The organism is Novosphingobium sp. BF6, assembly GCF_058273105.1.
Genome location: NZ_CM177776.1, coordinates 1032863 through 1049964, shown reverse-complemented (window position 1 = coordinate 1049964; position 17102 = coordinate 1032863). Strand labels below are relative to the sequence as shown.

Annotated in this window: 17 protein-coding genes; 10 read left to right on the top strand and 7 right to left on the bottom strand. The window is 63.7% G+C overall.

What is annotated here, in order from left to right; genetic code table 11:
• The first annotated feature begins 4 nt into the window (after positions 1-4).
• A complete protein-coding gene (locus AC4D6D_RS20050) occupies positions 5-298 on the top strand; it encodes a DUF1330 domain-containing protein (protein ID WP_491327291.1) in 294 nt (97 codons plus the stop codon).
• Positions 298-693, top strand: a complete 396-nt coding sequence (locus AC4D6D_RS20045) for a carboxymuconolactone decarboxylase family protein (RefSeq protein ID WP_491327290.1) — start codon at positions 298-300, stop codon at positions 691-693. Before AC4D6D_RS20050 ends, AC4D6D_RS20045 begins: the two co-directional genes overlap by 1 nt.
• A gap of 91 nt (positions 694-784) precedes the next feature.
• Here the strand turns inward: AC4D6D_RS20045 and AC4D6D_RS20040 are convergent, their stop codons facing one another.
• The 5 genes from AC4D6D_RS20040 to AC4D6D_RS20020 are packed head-to-tail and all read right to left on the bottom strand — an operon-like array spanning position 785 to position 5652.
• Positions 785-2224 (bottom strand): NAD-dependent succinate-semialdehyde dehydrogenase, encoded by a 1440-nt coding sequence (locus AC4D6D_RS20040; RefSeq protein ID WP_491327289.1) that lies wholly within the window; start codon positions 2222-2224, stop codon positions 785-787.
• Positions 2221-2742: a flavin reductase family protein gene (locus AC4D6D_RS20035; RefSeq protein ID WP_491327288.1), complete on the bottom strand. Its 522-nt coding sequence runs from the start codon at positions 2740-2742 to the stop codon at positions 2221-2223. Before AC4D6D_RS20035 ends, AC4D6D_RS20040 begins: the two co-directional genes overlap by 4 nt.
• Positions 2743-2756: 14 nt before the next feature.
• Positions 2757-4235: an aldehyde dehydrogenase gene (locus AC4D6D_RS20030; protein WP_491327287.1), complete on the bottom strand. Its 1479-nt coding sequence runs from the start codon at positions 4233-4235 to the stop codon at positions 2757-2759.
• Positions 4232-5050 carry an alpha/beta fold hydrolase gene (locus tag AC4D6D_RS20025; RefSeq protein WP_491327286.1) on the bottom strand — a complete coding sequence of 273 codons (819 nt, stop codon included), beginning with the start codon at positions 5048-5050 and terminating at the stop codon, positions 4232-4234. The genes AC4D6D_RS20030 and AC4D6D_RS20025 overlap by 4 nt, the downstream gene beginning before the upstream one ends.
• A 2-nt stretch (positions 5051-5052) precedes the next feature.
• Positions 5053-5652, bottom strand: a complete 600-nt coding sequence (locus AC4D6D_RS20020) for an amino acid synthesis family protein (RefSeq protein WP_491327285.1) — start codon at positions 5650-5652, stop codon at positions 5053-5055.
• A gap of 57 nt (positions 5653-5709) precedes the next feature.
• Here AC4D6D_RS20020 and AC4D6D_RS20015 point away from each other — a divergent pair, with 57 nt between their 5' ends.
• Both AC4D6D_RS20015 and AC4D6D_RS20010 read left to right on the top strand, forming a co-directional pair.
• Entirely contained in the window at positions 5710-6420 is a 711-nt protein-coding gene (locus AC4D6D_RS20015; protein ID WP_491327284.1) for a GntR family transcriptional regulator, read from the top strand.
• A gap of 468 nt (positions 6421-6888) precedes the next feature.
• A complete protein-coding gene (locus tag AC4D6D_RS20010) occupies positions 6889-9069 on the top strand; it encodes a methyl-accepting chemotaxis protein (protein WP_491327283.1) in 2181 nt (726 codons plus the stop codon).
• 75 nt (positions 9070-9144) lie between these two features.
• Here AC4D6D_RS20010 and AC4D6D_RS20005 read toward each other — a convergent pair whose 3' ends face one another.
• Both AC4D6D_RS20005 and AC4D6D_RS20000 read right to left on the bottom strand, forming a co-directional pair.
• The gene (locus tag AC4D6D_RS20005; RefSeq protein ID WP_491327282.1) at positions 9145-9327 is read right to left on the bottom strand and encodes a hypothetical protein; all 183 of its coding nucleotides are present in this window, start codon (positions 9325-9327) and stop codon (positions 9145-9147) included.
• Positions 9328-9406: 79 nt separating this feature from the next.
• On the bottom strand, positions 9407-9712 hold the full coding sequence (locus tag AC4D6D_RS20000) for a winged helix-turn-helix transcriptional regulator (RefSeq protein ID WP_491327281.1): 306 nt from the start codon (positions 9710-9712) through the stop codon (positions 9407-9409).
• A gap of 169 nt (positions 9713-9881) precedes the next feature.
• Between AC4D6D_RS20000 and AC4D6D_RS19995 the strand changes: the two genes are divergently transcribed.
• The 6 genes from AC4D6D_RS19995 to AC4D6D_RS19970 all read left to right on the top strand — a co-directional run bounded on the left by AC4D6D_RS19995 (position 9882) and on the right by AC4D6D_RS19970 (position 17052).
• Positions 9882-12203 carry a TonB-dependent receptor gene (locus AC4D6D_RS19995; RefSeq protein WP_491327280.1) on the top strand — a complete coding sequence of 774 codons (2322 nt, stop codon included), beginning with the start codon at positions 9882-9884 and terminating at the stop codon, positions 12201-12203.
• A gap of 99 nt (positions 12204-12302) precedes the next feature.
• Complete coding sequence (locus AC4D6D_RS19990; protein ID WP_491327279.1) at positions 12303-13304, top strand: sugar phosphate isomerase/epimerase family protein; 1002 nt, start codon at positions 12303-12305, stop codon at positions 13302-13304.
• Positions 13301-13687 (top strand): C-glycoside deglycosidase beta subunit domain-containing protein, encoded by a 387-nt coding sequence (locus AC4D6D_RS19985; protein WP_491327278.1) that lies wholly within the window; start codon positions 13301-13303, stop codon positions 13685-13687. The genes AC4D6D_RS19990 and AC4D6D_RS19985 overlap by 4 nt, the downstream gene beginning before the upstream one ends.
• Positions 13688-13837: 150 nt before the next feature.
• The gene (locus AC4D6D_RS19980; protein WP_491327277.1) at positions 13838-14164 is read left to right on the top strand and encodes a hypothetical protein; all 327 of its coding nucleotides are present in this window, start codon (positions 13838-13840) and stop codon (positions 14162-14164) included.
• A gap of 57 nt (positions 14165-14221) precedes the next feature.
• Positions 14222-15424 carry an MFS transporter gene (locus AC4D6D_RS19975; protein WP_491327276.1) on the top strand — a complete coding sequence of 401 codons (1203 nt, stop codon included), beginning with the start codon at positions 14222-14224 and terminating at the stop codon, positions 15422-15424.
• Positions 15421-17052 (top strand): GMC family oxidoreductase, encoded by a 1632-nt coding sequence (locus tag AC4D6D_RS19970; protein ID WP_491327275.1) that lies wholly within the window; start codon positions 15421-15423, stop codon positions 17050-17052. Before AC4D6D_RS19975 ends, AC4D6D_RS19970 begins: the two co-directional genes overlap by 4 nt.
• Positions 17053-17102 lie beyond the last annotated feature (50 nt).

The window sequence follows — 17102 nt, the reverse complement described above, 5'->3', positions numbered from 1 at the left end:
GCGCATGGCCAAAGCCTATTGGATCGCCCGGGTCAATGTGACCGACCCGGAAGCCTATGCCGGATACATGGCGCTTGGACCCGCCACCCTGATTGCGGGCGGCGGGACCCTGCTGTCGCGGGGCGGTCGTTCGGTCGCGCTCGAAGGGCCGGAGCCGTTCGAGCGTACCGTCGTGATCGAGTTTTCCAGCATGGATGCGGCCCTCGCCTGCCATGCCTCGCCCGCATACAGTGCGGCGCGCGCGCAGCGGGAAGGCGCGGCCGAGGTGGAAATCCTGATCGTGGAAGGACTGGACTGATGACCGACAAGCCAAGGGACGAAAAGTTCGAGCAGGGCCTCGCCACTCGCCGCGCGGTGCTGGGCGATGCCTATGTCGACAAGGCACTGGACGGTGCCGACGACTTCAACTGGGCCATGCAGGAACTGACGACGAAGTACTGCTGGGACGAGATCTGGAACCGTCCGGGTCTCGACCGCCGCAGCCGTTCGATCCTCAACCTCGGCATGATCGCCGCGCTCAATCGCAGTCACGAGTTCAAGGCACACATTCGCGGCGCGTTGACCAATGGCCTGACGCGCGAGGAAATCCGCGAAGTGCTGCTTCAGATCGCCGTCTATGTGGGCATTCCGGCGGGCGTCGACAGCTTCCGCCTGGCGCGCGAGGTCTTCGCTGAAATCGACGCGCAAGGCTGACAGCCCCCCATTGCGAACGGAAAAAGGGCCGGCATCCATGTAGATGCCGGCCCTTTCTCTTGTGCGCCCCAAGGGTCCGTAACGTGAGCGGTTAAAGCCCGCCCATCATCACGTATTTCAATTCGAGATAGTCGGTGATGCCGTGGCGCGATCCTTCGCGGCCCATGCCGGAGGCCTTGATGCCGCCGAACGGCGCGACTTCGGTGGAGATCGCCGCCTCGTTCAACCCGACCATGCCGTACTCCAGCGCTCCGGCAACGCGCATGGCGCGGCCGATGTCGCGGGTATAGGCATAGGCGGCAAGGCCGAATTCGGTATCGTTGGCGAGGTGGATCGCCTCTTCCTCGGTCTCGAAACGGATCACTGCGGCCAGTGGCCCGAAGGTTTCCTCGGACGCCACCAGCGCATCGCGCGGAACATCCGCGATCAGCGTCGGCGGGAAGAACAGCCCGCCCTGCCGCTGGCCACCCGCCAGCAGACGACCGCCGCGCGCCAGGGCATCGGCGACATGCTGCTCGACCTTCTCGACCGCGCGCACGTTGATGAGCGGACCGATCGTCACGCCCGCTTCCGTGCCCCGGCCGACGACGAGCCCTTCGACCCGCTGCCGCAGCCGCTCGACGAAAGCATCGTGGATTCCATCCTGCACGAGGAAACGGTTCACGCAGACGCAAGTCTGCCCGGCGTTGCGGTACTTGCCGAGGAGCGCACCCTCGACCGCCGCATCGATATCGGCGTCATCGAAGACGAGAAACGGCGCGTTTCCGCCGAGTTCCAGGGAAAGGCGCTTCAAGGTCGGCGCCGATTGCTCGTAGAGCTTGCGGCCAACGCCGGTCGAGCCGGTGAAGGAAAGCTTGCGCACGACATCGCTGCTCATGAAGGCCTCGCCGATGGCGGCGGCCTCTCCGGTGATGACGCTGAGCAGCCCGGCGGGAAGGCCCGCCTCTTCGGCCAGAGCCGCCAGGGCAAGCGCGGTGAGCGGCGTTTCCGGCGCGGGCTTGACGATGATCGCGCAGCCCGCCGCCAGCGCCGGGGCCACCTTCCGCGTCACCATCGCCGCCGGGAAGTTCCACGGGGTGATCGCGGCAACGACGCCGACCGGCTCGTTCCAGACGAGAATGCGCTGGTTGGAGCGGGGTGCGGGGATCACCTCGCCCTCGATCCGCCGCGCTTCTTCCGCGAACCAGCGCACGAAGCTGGCGGCATAGAGCACTTCGCCCCGCGCTTCGGCGAGCGGCTTGCCCTGTTCCGCCGTCAGGATCGCGGCCAGTGCCTCCTGATGCTCAAGCAGGAGCGCATGCCAGCGCAGCAGCACATCGGCGCGGTCGCCTGCGGGACGGACACGCCATTCGGCCTGGGCCTTCTGTGAGGCCGCGATGGCGGTACGCGTCTCGGCGGCGGCGAGGTACGGCACTTGCGCAATGACTTCGCCCGTGGCCGGGTCCGTCACCGGCACCGTTTCGAGCGCCGCCGTCCAGACGCCGCCTACGAAGGCACTGTCGCGGAATGGGTGAAGATCGCGGATCGTCATGCCGATACCGCCTCCACTTCCGGGAGGGCATGATTGCTCATGCGGCCACGGTGATAGAGCAGGACGCCGCTCTCGCAGCGGTCGATGCGCAGGACTTCGCCGACGAGGATGGCATGGTCGCCGCCTTCGTATTCGCGCCAGAGACTGCATTCCAGCACGCAAGTCGCGCCCTTCAGCAGCGGATTGCCGAGATCGCTGAGCGTCCATTCCAGCGCCGCCACCTTGTCCGCGCCCTTCGAGGCGAAAGCCATGGCGATATCCTGCTGGTCGGCGGCGAGGATATGGATCGCGAAACGGCCGCCGCGCACAAGGTGGGGGTATGTGGCAGAGGTCAGCGCCGGGCACACGAGCACCAGCGGCGGGTCCAGCGAAAGCGAGGAGAAGGCGCTGGCGGTAAAGCCCACCAGTCCGCCCTGCTCGTCGAGGGCCGTCACCACCGTGACGCCGGACGGGAACTCGGCCATCGCCTTCCGGAACTCTGCCTGAAACTCGGGCGGATCGATCGTGTTCGTGGTCATCGTGTTCTCTCCTCTCACCGCATCACGAAAGGATCGCCCATCGGTTGTTCCGACAGGTTGACCCAGACGGTCTTCAGTTCGGTGTAGTCGAGCACGGCATGGATGCCGCCCTCGCGCCCGTAACCGCTCGCGCCGAACCCGCCGATCGGCGCCATGGCCGAGACCGCACGGTAAGTGTTCACCCAGACGATCCCGGCATGGACATCGCGCGCGAAACGGTGGGCGCGACCGATGTCGCGGGTCCAGATACCCGTCGCGAGCGCATATTCGGTGCCGTTCGCCAGGGCGAGCGCCTCGGCGTCGTCGGAAAAGCGCATGATCGCGGCGACCGGACCGAACACTTCGTTCTGCACGACGTCGAGCTGATCGGAGGTGCAGGCGAGCAGGGTCGGCTCGTAATACCAGCCCTCTTGCGCGGCATGGCGTTTGCCGCCTGCCAGCACTTCGGCGCCTTCCTCACGGGCGCGAGCGACCATGCTCTCGACAATGCCGAGCTGCTGCTCGGTCGCCATCGGCCCCATGTCGGAGTTCGGATCGAGCGGGTCGCCGATGCGGATGCGAGCCATGCGTTCGGTCAGGGCCGCCACGAAGCGATCGTAGATGCCGTCCTGCACCAGCAAGCGCGAACCGGCGACGCAGCTCTGGCCGGAAGCGGCGTAGATTCCAGCGACAGCGCCGTTCACCGCGCTTTCGAGATCGGCGTCGTCGAAAACGATGTTCGCTGACTTGCCGCCCAGTTCCAGCGACAGCTTGGCGAAGTTTTCGGCACTGGCCTTAATGACGTGGCGGGCGGTGGACGGACCGCCGGTAAAGGCAATGCGGCGCACCAGCGGGTGCCGGGTCAGTGCCGCACCCGCGCTGGGTCCAAGGCCGGTCACGACATTGACCACGCCTGCCGGGAATCCGGCTTCCTCGACAAGCGCGGCAAAGCGCAGGATGCTGGCCGAGGCATGTTCGGAGGGCTTTATGACCAGCGTATTCCCTGCTGCCAATGCAGGCGCGAGCTTGATCGCGGTCAGGTAGAGCGGGCTGTTCCAGGGAATGATCGCGGCCACGACGCCCAGCGGCTCGGGCACGGTGAAGGCGAACATGTCCGCCTTGTCGATCGGCAGCGTGCTGCCTTCGAGCTTGTCGGCCAGACCGGCACTGTAGTGGAAGAACTCGGGCAGATAGGCGAGCTGGCCGCGCGTTTCGCGGATCAGCTTGCCGTTGTCCTGCGTTTCCAGTTCGGCGAGTTCGCCAGCGTGCTGGGCGATCAGGTCGCCCAGGCGGCGCAGCAGCTTGCCGCGCGCCGAGGCGGTCAGTCCGCGCCAGGTCGGGCTGCGGAATGCCGCGTCGGCGGCGCGCACGGCGCGGTCGGCATCCGCCTCGTCGGCATCGGGCAGGACCGACCAGACTTCGCCCGTAGCGGGATAGCGCGATTCATAGGTCCGCCCGGATGCCGCGTCGATCCACGCGCCGTCCACCAGCATCTGGAATTTACGTAGGGTCATGAAGCCTCTCCGGCAGTTATCTGTGCCTGGGTTATCGTATCGAGGTAGCCCAGCAGCAGGGCATTGGTTTGTTCCGGCATTTCCACAGGCATCATATGGCGTGCATCGGCAATCACATGCGCCGTGGCGCCCGGAATGCGGGCGGCCAGTTCGCGGGTCATCTCCGGCGTGGAGCCGACATCGAACTCTCCCGTGGCGACCAGGGTGGGCACGGCGATCTCACCCAATCGGTCTGCACCGAAGTTGTCCTGACTGGCGAAAAGGCCATAGGACGTCAGATAGCCGTGATGGTCGTTAGCCGCCATATGAGCGCGCAGATCGGCGATATAGCCGGGCTCGGCCGCGCGGAATTCCGGGGTGAACCAGCGTTCGATCGCGGCATCGGAATTGGCGGCGGGACCGGCCTGCCGCACTTCGTCCACACGGCCCAGGATCGTGGCGCGCACCGCCTCGGAGCGGTTGAACACGCCGTTGAGCAGGATAAGTCCCGACAGACGGTCCGGAAAACGCAAGGCAAAGGCCCGTGCGACCAGCGCCCCCATCGAGAAGCCGATCAGGATCGCCCTGTCGATGCCCAGACGGTCCATCAGCACGGCAATCTGGTCGGCATAGTCGTCCAGCCCCGCATCGGCGGCAGGAGCCGCACTTCCGCCGTGGCCGAGCATGTCCAGCGTAATGACGCGGTAGCGGTGTTCCAGCGCGGCTTTCTGCGCGCGCCACATGGCCTGCGAAAGGCCGACGCCGTGGATCAGGATAACGGGCGGATTGTTGCCGCCCGTGTCCTCATATGCGGTAGGGAAAGTGTCCGCGCCCACGGTCAGCCCTGCTGCGCGGCCTTCTCCGCGGCAATGGCTTCCAGATCGAGGTAGCGATTGCCGATACGCGGGTGCACGCGGCCGCCATCGGCGGCGCCGAGCACGATGACGATCTCGTCGTCGAGCGGAGCGTCGGAAATGGCGAACTCGGCAGTTATGTAGTGGGAGCGCTGGCCTTCGTCGTCCTTGTGCATCATCGGCACCTGGATCGAGGTATTCTGCCCGCCGCGCTTGTTGGTGAAGCTGAGGTACGACTTGGCGTTAACCGCCTCGCGGAAGTGGTTGCCGAAGCGCAGCGTGTGGATCAGCGCCGAGGCATGCTCGATCTCACCCGCGCCGCCCACGACGGCTGCCTTGCCGTACGCTTCGATCCTGTCCGCGCCGCCGATCGCGGCCGTCAGCTTCTCGACGATGAGCGCCCCGAGGTCGGAGGCATATTCACGGATCTCGGGCTGGAGGTCTTCCACGAAACCGCGACCAGCCCAGGGGTTCTTCACGACGGCGGCCACGAGAACGGTCGTCACCGGGCGTTCGGCATCCTTGCCGCCTTCGATCCGGACTTCCTCGACATAGGACACAAGCTTGCGAATCTTCAGAGCCATCGCGGCAACCTCCTTGGAATGTTGTATGGTGGTATACCAGAAGACTGGACACATGCAATGGTTCTTGTCATGAGGGCTGCAAGAGCGACGAAACCCTTGGGGAGAATGAGTTTGGAACGGATCGAAGCGCGGCCACAGACCTTGAGGCTCATCGCGCTGGATCGTGTCCGGGATGCGATCATGCAGGGGCAGATCGCACCGGGGGAAAGGCTCGTTGAGCGCACTCTGGGCGAACGGCTCGGGGTAAGCCGATCGGTAATCCGCGAAGTCATCCGCAACCTCGAATCCGAAGGTCTGGTGGAGAGCACACCCTCCGGCCCGCGCCTCTCCACGATTTCTCCGGAGCAGGCCCAGCAAATCTACGAAATACGTATGCAGCTCGAATCTTCGGCTGCGGCGGCCTGCGCACAGCGGTCTTCTCCGGAAACCGTGGCCGATCTGCGCCAGGCGTTGAACGCGATCGAAGCCGCGCATCGCGACAAGAATGCCATCGCCGCGCTCAAAGCCTCGACCCATTTCTATGAAGTCATCTTCACGACCGGCGGGCACGAGATCGCCTGGGAAATCGTCCAGCGTCTCAACAGCCGTATCAGCCAGATGCGCGCCATGACCCTGTCGGTGGTCGGACGCCAGGCGGCGGGCCTCAAGCGGCTCTCCAAGATCGTCGACGCCATCGCCGGGCGCAATGCGGAAGCGGCGGCCAAAGCCTGTCGCGAGCATGTGCATGAGGCGTCCCTGATCGCCATCGAAATGCTGAAGGGCAAGTAAACCCGTCAGGCAGAACCCGAAGACGCGGGAATTTCCGCCGTTTCGCTCTGCTCCATCAAACAAAAAAGGCCCGTCTCAAGGACGGGCCGGGATAGGTTTTGGGAGAGGATGCCTGAAAGGCACGGGCGATATGGCCCCATGATCGCGAGGCTGCAATTGCAGCGTTTGCAACCAGAATTGCCTTTTTGAGACGTGATCGGATGCATCTGTCACAACTGACAGCCGGACGATCGCGACCGTCTGTTGGTCGGCAATCCATAAAATCGAAAACTTTCGAGCCGGATCAATACCATGTCAGGTCCGATCGATGGCATACCATCCTATAATAAGACTGCCTTTTGTCCAAAGCGGGACTTCCATGCAGTTTCTCCCTTTTGCCGGGTTTGTCTCGGCCCCTACCCTTGCGCCTGTATTGGCGCCTGCCGTCGCCCGCTCTGCGGCTTTCCATGAGATTCCTGGAGCTGGAAAATGAAAGACGTGTTCAACCGCATGCATATCGCGGGCAAGCTGATGACCGTCGCCGGACTGGCGATCGCGGTTCTGCTGTTGCTCGGCTTCACCGCTGTCGTCTTTGAAACGGGTTCGGAGGTCGGCAAGCTGTCCGATCAGTCGGCGATCGCCCAGGCCGATGCCGAGGGCAACCAGGTCAAGATGGATATCGCCACGTTCGAGGCGACCGCGCGCACGCTGGGCTCCACCATGAGCAACCTGCACGCCAGCGGCGCGCGGGATCGCGGCACGGCGACGAACGTGCTCAAGACCGACTTGCTCAAGTCCAAGGTGGCCCTCGGCGCCTGGACCATGATCGCACCGAACCGGTGGGACGGCACGGATGCGGGCAAGGGCGGTCAGCCGGGCACCAGCAAGGATGGCAATTTCCGTCCCTACTGGGTCAAGAACAACGGCACTGTTGCGCAGATTCCCAACAACGAGGCGGAGGGTTACAACAAGCCATTCTTCCGCAAGTCTTTCGAAAGCGGCGACGGCGCGATCATGGACCCCTACCTGTTCGACGCGGGCGGGCGAACCGTGCTGATGACCTCGATCACCCAGCCGGTCCGTTCAGGTGACGGCGTAATCGGTGTGGCGGGTCTCGACATGGAACTGGGCAGCCTTTCCGAGCGCCTGTCGAAGCTGAAGCCGTTCGGCACCGGCCATGTCATGCTGCTGTCGTCTTCGGCCATGTGGGTGGCCAATCCCGATCCCGCCCAGCTCGGCAAGACCTACGACGATCCCGGTCTCGACGACGTGAAGGCGGCGCTGGCCAGCGGCGAAACCCGCGTGCTGTCCGACATCGAGGTGGACGGCGTCCCGACCCGCCGCGTGATCCGCCCCATCACCCTGCAAGGCCTCAACGCCACCTGGGCGCTCGTGCTCGACGTGCCCGAGGCGACCATCGCCGCGCCCGCCCGCAGCATGGCCTGGCAACTGGTGATCGGCGGCCTGGTCATCGTCGCCGCCGTTCTTGCCAGCCTGTTCTACGCCGCTGGCGGCATCATCGGTCGCCCCATGACCAAGCTGAGCGGCGCCGTCGATCGCCTCGCCAAGGGCGAGAACTGCGCGATTCCCGAACTCGATCGTCAGGACGAGATCGGCACGATGGCCCGCGCCGCCGACGTGTTCCGCCAGGCCGCCGCCGACCGCGCCGAAGCCGACCACCGTGCCGCCGAGGAGCAGAAGGTCGTCACCACGGCCATCGGCGACGGCCTCGACGCACTGCGCCAGGGCGACCTCACCCGCGAGATCGCCGTGACCTTCCCGGCCGGTTATGCCGCGCTCAAGGACAACTTCAACGCCGCGCTGGGCGAACTGCGCCGCATGATCGGCGCCGTTGCCAGCAGCGCGGGCGGCATCCAGACCGGCTCGGCGGAAATCGCCCAGGCCTCCGAGGACCTCGCCCGCCGCACCGAGGCCAATGCCGCCAGCCTCGAAGAAACCTCCGCCGCGCTCGTCCAGATCGACCAGCGCCTGAAAGCTTCGGCCACGGCCTCCTCGCAGACGGTGCGCCGCGCCGATGAAGCGCTCTCGACCGTCTCGGGCGGGCGCGCGGTTGCCGGAGAGGCCGTTGCGGCGATGGACCGCGTCAGCCTCAGCGCCAAGGGCATCGACTCGGTGATCGAGGGCGTCGACAAGATCGCCTTCCAGACCCGCGTGCTTGCGATGAACGCCGCCGTCGAGGCGGGCCGGGCCGGGGATGCCGGTCGCGGCTTCGCAGTCGTCGCCGATCTCGTCTCGGCGCTGGCCATGCGCTCGGAGGAAGAAGCCAAGCGGGCCCGCGAGCAGCTCACCGCGACCCAGGCCGACATCGGCACGGCGGTCGATGCGGTCCAGCGCGTCGATGGCGCCTTCGAGAACATCTCGGGCGACATGACCGAAGTGCACACGCTGCTCGGCCAGATGGCCGAGGACAACCAGGCCCAGTCCACCGCGATCACCCAGATCAGCGTGGCGGTCTCGACGATGGACCACTCGACCCAGCAGAACGCGGCGATGGTGGAGGAAACCTCCGCCGCCGCCCGCAACCTGACGACCGAGGCCGCCTCGCTCAACGATCAGGCCGCGCGCTTCGATACCGGCGGGCAGAGGCAGACCTTCTCGCAAGGTAAGGCTTACCTTTCGGTCATGTCCAACACAGCCGCCGAAAACTAAGGCCGCTTATGGACCGAACGAGCAACTGAATTTCATCGGGGCCGGTCGGAGTTGTTCGAGCACCAACTCCGACCGCTATGACCTGGCGGCTTCCAGCAGCGGACGGACAAAACTCTCGGCCTTCGCGCCGTTGGCCCTCGAGCAACCGCAACTCCCTTCTTCCATTGCGGACACGCTCGGCATGGAAAAGAGGCCGGTCGGAATTCGAGATGCCAAATCGATCCTGTAATGGCCGGGTTCGGGAACGGTGATCAGCATCGCTGACGACAGCAATGCGGGCGGCGGCAGTCGGGCAGGTTCTGGATAAACCCTCAAAGCTCGGCCATGCTCGCCGACATTAAGCGCTATCTAAACATCTTCCCGCCTGCGACCGAACAGGTCCATGTTGGCATCCCCCCCAGTCCTTCAGCGCGATGATGATTAGCGTGAGTGAGTGGCCGCGCTCGGACAGGCTGTATTCGACCCGCGGCGGCACTTGCGGAAAGACCTCACGCTCGATCAGACCGTCGGCCTCCAGTTCCCGCAACTGGTTGGTGAGCATGCGCCGCGTCACTTCACCGGAGCGGCGCCGCAACGCGTTGAAACGCACCGGGCCGTCCTGAAGATGATAGGGGATTACTGCTTTCCACTTGCGCTGCGCCAACGGCTACCCCGGTGGACTCACAGTGAGCTCCACCATTAAGCCTCGCTATCAATCACTATCGCAAATGGTTTTTGATAGATACTATAGATTTGCAATATGCTCCTCTCCCGACCACTGAAGAATCAACGCCATTCAAAATGGCAGATCAAATTGTGATGGGAGGGAATACGTGAAAAAAGCCGTGATGGTGATCCTGATGGGTTCTGCTGCGATGACGGTATCGCCTGCTCAGGCTCAGCAGTCTGGTGCTGGCGAAGAGCAGTCCGGTGACATCGTCGTTACAGCGCAGCGCCGCTCCGAGCGTCTGCAAGATGTTCCCGTCAGCGTTCAGGCGATCACTGCCGATACCTTGCAGGCCGCAGGGGTGAACGACCAGCGCCAGCTCGCTCTCATCGCACCCAGCCTTCAGGTGCAACAGGACAACAATTACGCCGTGCGCGGCGTGGGTACGCAGAGCTTCGCCAACACCATCGAATCGAGCGTCGCCACCGCGATCGACGACGTGACGCTGGGCAACCGCGTGCTGAACGGCAACCCGTTCCTTGACCTGGCGCAGGTCGAAGTGCTGAATGGGCCTCAGGGGTTGCTGTTCGGCAAGAACGCGTCGGCGGGCCTCGTCAATATCACCACCAAGCGCCCCGAACTGGGCGTCTACGGTGCCAGCTTCGATGCAGAGGGCGTATCGCGTGCCCGCCCGGGTTCGGACGGCAACGGCGTCGTCGCACGCGCTACGATCAACGTTCCGCTGGGTGCAAACACCGCGCTGCGCGTCAACGGAATCTATCGCTATGACCAACCGGTCGTGCGGAACATCCGCGAGAATGCCTATGGCCGTTTCGACGAGAACTTCCGCCAGTACGGCGCGCGCGCCAAGCTCCTGATCGAGCCGACCGACCAGTTTTCGATCTATCTGCTGGGTGAATACTTCCAGCAGCGCGGCGTCGGCACGATTTTCGACAGTTCGTTCCGTTCGCTCGCGCCCAATAGCATCAGCGAACCCTATCTTTCGAATGCCGGGATCACCGCCGGTCCGCGCAACCTCGACATGCTGACCGATGCGCCGCAGTTCCGTGACCTGAACACCGGCGGCGCCCAGGCGAACCTGTCCTACGAGTTCGACAACGGCTGGTCGCTCAGCAACGTCTTCGCCTGGAAGACCTACTCGCTCGATCAGCAGGTGGACGGCGACACCGTATCCGCCGACGGCGCGAACGTGAATGCCCAGAAGGCCAAGTACAACCAGTATAGCAACGAACTGCGCCTCGCGCTTCCTGCGGGTAACCCGCTGTCGGGCCAGGTCGGTCTCTACTATTTCAAGTCGACACTGGATCAGCAGAGCCAGATCGCAGGCAGCAACCTGGTCCCCTCGTTCCTGTTGCCTTCTTATCCGTTCTGCGTCGGCGCCGCGGTATCGCAGCCATCGCCTCCGGGCTGCTCGACCAGCAACAGCTACTTCCTGGGCCAGGACAAGGACTATCGTCTCGACAACGAGAGCTACGCCGCTTTCGGCCAGTTCACTTATGCCGTCACCGACGACCTGAAGCTGATCGCCGGCGCGCGTGTCACACGTGACAAGGTGGCGATCGATCTGGCCCAGAACTTCGACGATTACTTCGTGGTGCTGGGCGTTCCGCGCTCCACTTACGATCAGAGCTACAGCGCGACCAAGTTCAGCTATCGCCTGGGCGCACAGTACAATTTCAACCGCGACGTCATGGTCTATGCCACTTACGGCCGCGGCTGGAAGGGACCGGGCATGAACGATACGGGCGCCAGCCTCGACGCCGTGCTGCGCGTGTTGCCAGAGCGTGCCGACACCGCCGAAGTGGGCATCAAGTCCACCCTGTTCGATCGCCTGCTGACCTTCAATGCCTCGCTGTTCCACACCAAGTTCAGCAACCTTCAGGCACAGACCTTCGACACCGAACTGCGCGCCTTCGTGATCGGCAATGCCGGCAAGGCGACCAGCAAAGGCGCTGAGGCCAGTTTGACCCTGCGGCCGTTCAAGGGCTTCTCCCTTGGCGCAAACGCGTCCTATGTGGATGCAAAGTATGACAGCTTCATCGGTGCTCAGTGCTATCCGAACCAGCCGAACTGCGGCACCAACGGCACCTTCGACGCATCGGGCAACCGCCTGACCTTTGCGCCGAAGTTCACCTCGACGATCTCGGCTTCCTATGAGGCACCGGTCAGCGATGCGTCTTCGCTGCTGTTCGATGTGGGATACTATCACCGCAGCAGCTTGGAATCGATCGTCAGCGCGCCTCCGGGTTCGAAAATCGACGGGATCGACATTCTCAACGCCAGCATCGGCCTGCGCTCCGGACCGTTTACCGCTGCGCTGTTCTGCAAGAACTGCACGAACAAGGTCTATGCACTTCAGACCGCGATCGAGGCGGGCGACAGCAATGCCGGCAACCTGACCATCTACCAGCGCATGGGTCTCGACTCGGTCCGGGCGATCGGCCTGCGCTTCGGCTTCACTTACTGAGGCATACTTGGCGTGTGAACTTTCCCGTCATGGAAAGCGCGGCACGCCAAGCATGCTATTTCCTAATCACAATGCCGCTTGGCTTTCGCGAGGGATTTAATGTCCAGTACTATCAAACGTGGCGTTAGCCTCTATTCCTTCCAGGAAGAACTGTTCCTGGGCCGCATGTCGGTGGAGGACTGTGTTGCCTTCGCGGCTTCGATCGGCGCGAACGGCATCGAAATCCTGCCGGAACAGAATATTCCTTCGTTCCCGGAAGTAAGCGATTCCGAAGTCGGCGCCCTTCGCGACATGGTTGCCCGCCATGGCTGCGAGTTCACGTGCTACGACATGTTTCTCGACACCAAGCTGCGCCGCGATCGTCTAATGTCGGACGAAGAACAGATCGCCTCGATCCGTCGCGACCTGAAACTGTGCAATCGCCTGGGTATCCGCAACATGCGCGTGCTCATTTTCGTGCGTCCCGACATCCTCGAAAAATGCGTGCCTTATGCCGAGGAATTGGACGTGCACATGGGCGTGGAAGTCCACGCACCCTGGCATATGGATCACGCCTGGATTCTACGCACGATCGAGGTAGCCGATCGCCTGGGCACGAAGCATCTCGGCCTGTTGCCCGACATGGGCATCTTCATGAAGCACTACCCGCCGGCATTTCGCGCCCGTTTCGAGCGGGAAGGGGCGCGTCCGGAAGTGGCGCAGTTCATCGTCGATCAGCACGAACAGAAGATCATGTGCGAATACACGATCTACGAAGTCGCGGTAAAGATGAAGGGCAACCCGGCAGAAATCCGCATGGCCGAGACCTTGCGCCACGCGCCATATTCCAACCCGAAACGGGTGCGCGATTACATCCCTTACTTCCACCACATCCAGGCAAAGTTCTATGAGATGACGCCGGATGGGCACGATCCCTCACTCGCCTACGACGAAGTGATCCCGGAACTGGTCGCCGGTGGCTGGAACGGGTATCTGTCCAGCGAGTACGAAGGCAACCGCTGGGTCCAGGACGTCGAGGAAGTCGACAGCCGCGAGCAGGTTCGCCGCCAGCATATGATGTTCCAGCGACTGCTGTCGCAGGCCGGTCAGGAGACCGCATGATGTTCGACAAATATCTCATCAACGCGCAGAGCATTCGCAACACCGGTCCCGCCGATTTGCCTGATGGCTTCGCATTCGAAGCCAAGCTCGGCTATTATCGCGGCCTTGGTTTATCCATGATCGAAGAACTCGCGGTGTCGGTGGATGGCAAGGAGCTTGCCCGCGAAGCCGTGCGCTTCGACGAAGGCAATGGCCCGCTGACGCTCGACGAAATGGAAACCGCTTTCGACCGGCGCTGGGCCTTCGGCACCGAGGCAACGATTCTGGTCGCGCTGCCGGGCGGCCTCAAGGGAGAGCACGAGGTTGCGCTGCGCCAGAAGCTGCGCGTCTCCTACCTGCCATTCCCGTCCTTCAACAACGACCGGAAGACGGTGGCCCTGTGAAGCCGACTGCCTCGATCACCGGGATCACTCTTACCCTCATCTTTTCCGCAAGTGCTGCTTCCGGTGATTGAGGCACCCGCTTTCCGCGACCTAAATCACAACGGCAGGCTCGACCCTTACGAGGATAGGCGACTGCCGGAAGCGGCGCGGGTGGCTGACCTGATCGGCCGCATGACGCTGGAAGAAAAGGTCGGCACGCTGCTGCACGGCACGTTGCCGGCCATCGGCAATCCGTTCGGCGCGTACGACAAGGGCTATGACCTACCATCGCCGAACGCCCCTATCCCGATTCCGGCACGATGCTTCGCAAGGATGCCGAGCGGGCGGACAGTATCGATTTCGTGGCCGTGGCAACGCCGGACTTCCATCACCTGCGCGCCGTGCAGGCAGCCCTCAAACATCCAGAAGCGGGCGCCCCAGAGGGCAGCCGTTCATTGCCAAACATATCATCACGGTGACAGACAAGGCTTTCGATAATTTTGCCGATAGCGGCAGCGATCGTGCAATCAATGCACGTCTCATGGGGATAGGTTAATGTCGAAGTCAGCGACAGCAGGCGTGGGAACGCCGGCGAAGGGTATCACCCTCATATACGCACAGATCCTGCCGGTCATGGCGATCGTGTCACTGTTCCCCGCGATACCCAAACTCTTTGCGCAGTTCGGGCATATTCCAGCAGCCGGGTTCCTGATCCCGGCGATCGTGACCGTTCCATCGCTGTGCGCAGCCCTGTTCGCTCCGATCGCGGGCATCATCGCCGATCGATATGGCCGTCGCCTCAGCTTCATCGGCGGCATGGTGCTCTATGTCGCGGCGGGCGTGGTGCCGTTGTTCGCCAGCGATCTGGTGGTCATCATGGTCAGCCGGGCCTTCCTGGGCATCGCCGAGGCATTCGCGATCACGATTTCAAGCGCCCTGATCGGAGACTATTTCGGCGAGAAGCGTCACCGCTGGGTGGCATGGGTCGGCGTTGCCACCTCGATCGCCGGAACCGGCCTGATCGCCGTGGGCGGCGCCCTGGCCGACGTCAGCTGGCGGGGGCCCTTCGGCATCTATCTGGCCGCGATCCCCGGCCTCGTCATGGCCATCCTCTTCATCGACGAGCCGCTTAAAAGCGCCGGCCGAGGAACGCAGGCCGCCCCCCGGCGTTTGGGCTTTCCCTGGCGCGAGGCGGCCATCATCGGCGCCGTCACGCTGACAGCCTCCGTGCTCTACTATGTGGAGCCGCTCAATATCTCGCGCGTGCTCGATCAGCGCGGTGCGGGTTCCGCCACCCAGATCGGGCTGATCCAGGCCGCGACGAGCCTGACGTACATCGCCGGCGCATTCCTGTACCGCCGGTTGCATGACCGCGGCATCGGCCAGCTTCTCGGTCTGGCGGCACTGCTGATCGGCGCGGGTCAGTTGGTGATCGGTCTGGGACAGAGCTGGCAGCTCGTCTCGATCGGCGCCGCCATCCAGCAGCTCGGTGGCGGTATGGTCATTCCGACGCTACTCGCGTGGGGCCAGGCCATTCTTCCGCTCGAACAGCGTGGGCGCGGCATGGGTATCTGGGCCACTGCGTTCTTCTCCGGCACCTTCTTGTGCAGTCCGATTGTCAGCCTTGTCAGCGACCTTTCGGGCGGCCTTGTGCCGGCAATGGTCGTCATGGGCTATGTGACGCTGGCCGCAGCGCTGCTCGCATTCTTCATTCTCCCAAGCGGCCGTGCCGCAGATAAGGTTTTCGCTTCGTCATGACTTCCCGTCAGTTCGACTACATCATCGTCGGTGCCGGCTCTTCGGGCTGCGTCCTGGCGGATCGCCTCAGCGCGGATGGCAAGAGCACCGTCCTCCTGATCGAAGCCGGGGGCGACAACGAGACCGAACTGGTCAACATGCCCCGCGCCTTCATGAAGATGTTCGGCAACCCCACCCATTTCTGGCACTTTCCTATCAAGGAACAGGCAGGCCGACCGGCAGGCGAAGTCTGGCCCTATGGCCGCGGTCTGGGCGGATCCAGCTCCACCAACGGCACCTGGTATCTGCGAGGAATGCCCGCAGATTACGACGGCTGGGCACAGGCGGGCAATTCCGAATGGAAATGGAGCGAGATTTCGCGCTGCTTCGGCGAGATGGAGAGCTATCGCGGCGCCGGTGCGAACTCCACGCGAGGGCGCGATGGACCGCTGCAGGTCACGCAGCTGCCCTATCGTTCGCCGGCGATCGCCGCGACGATCGAGGCCGGCGTCGAGATGGGTTTGCCCCGCCTCGCCGACATCAACACGCCGGGCACCACCGGTATCGGCTATACGCAGGCGACCGTGAACCGCCGTGGACGGCGCGCATCGAGCTATCAGGCGTTCCTCAAACCCGCGATGCGCCGCGCCAATCTGACGGTGATGACCGACACGCTGGTCGAAAGCGTGGTCCTCGATGGTTCACGAGCAAATGGCGTGCGCATACGCACCGCCACCGGGCCCCAGACGATTGCCGCCGCACGGGAGGTCATCCTGTCCGCAGGCGCGTTGCAGAGCCCCAAGCTGCTGCAACTGTCCGGCATAGGCCCGGCATCGGTGCTGAAGGCAGCAGGCGTTCCCGTGCGGCATGATCTGGCAGCGGTGGGGCGCAATCTTGCCGACCATGCGATGTTCTCAATGTCGTTCCGCCTCAACGGCGACAAGGGCGTGAACCACCAGTTCTCGGGCTGGCGCATCATGAAGCATGTGCTCCAGTACTACCTCACCCGGAAGGGCCTGATGGCCTATACGTCGCCCGAAGTCACCGCGTTGCTGTCCAGCACGGGCCGCACTGACTGGCCGGACATCCAGTTCGGCGTGGGGCCATTCTCCATGCGATCGCATGAGGAAATGAAGGCCGATCCTGGGCGAGGCGCGCTGGAGGACAGGCCGGGGATCACGGTCAATGCGATCGCCCTGCGCCCCAAGAGCCGTGGTTCGGTGTCCATCCGCTCGGCCGAAGTCGGCGACATGATCGACGTCGATGCGAACTGGTGGGGCGATCCGGCCGACAAGGCGTTCCTGACCGAGATGGTTCGCCTCGTCCGCCGCTACATGCGGCAGCCGGCACTATCCAGGTTTGTGGGCGAGGAGGTCGTGCCCGGTACCGCGGTTGAGTCCGACGAAGAAATCGGCAAGGCCCTCGAATGGCTGACCAGCCCGGGCGTGCACGCCACCGGCACCTGTCGCATGGGCGATGCTGGTGACAGCGTGGTCGACGGACGCCTGCGGGTCCATGGCATCGATGGCCTGCGCGTGGTCGATTGTTCGGTGATGCCGGTTCCTCCGGCAGGCAATACGAACGGGCCGGCCATGGTCATCGGCTGGCGTGCGGCTGAATTGATCCTGGAGGATCGCGATCGAGGTTGAGGCGAACTGTGGGCCGGAGTGAAGCGCGCGCCGGTCCACAGACTTGCATC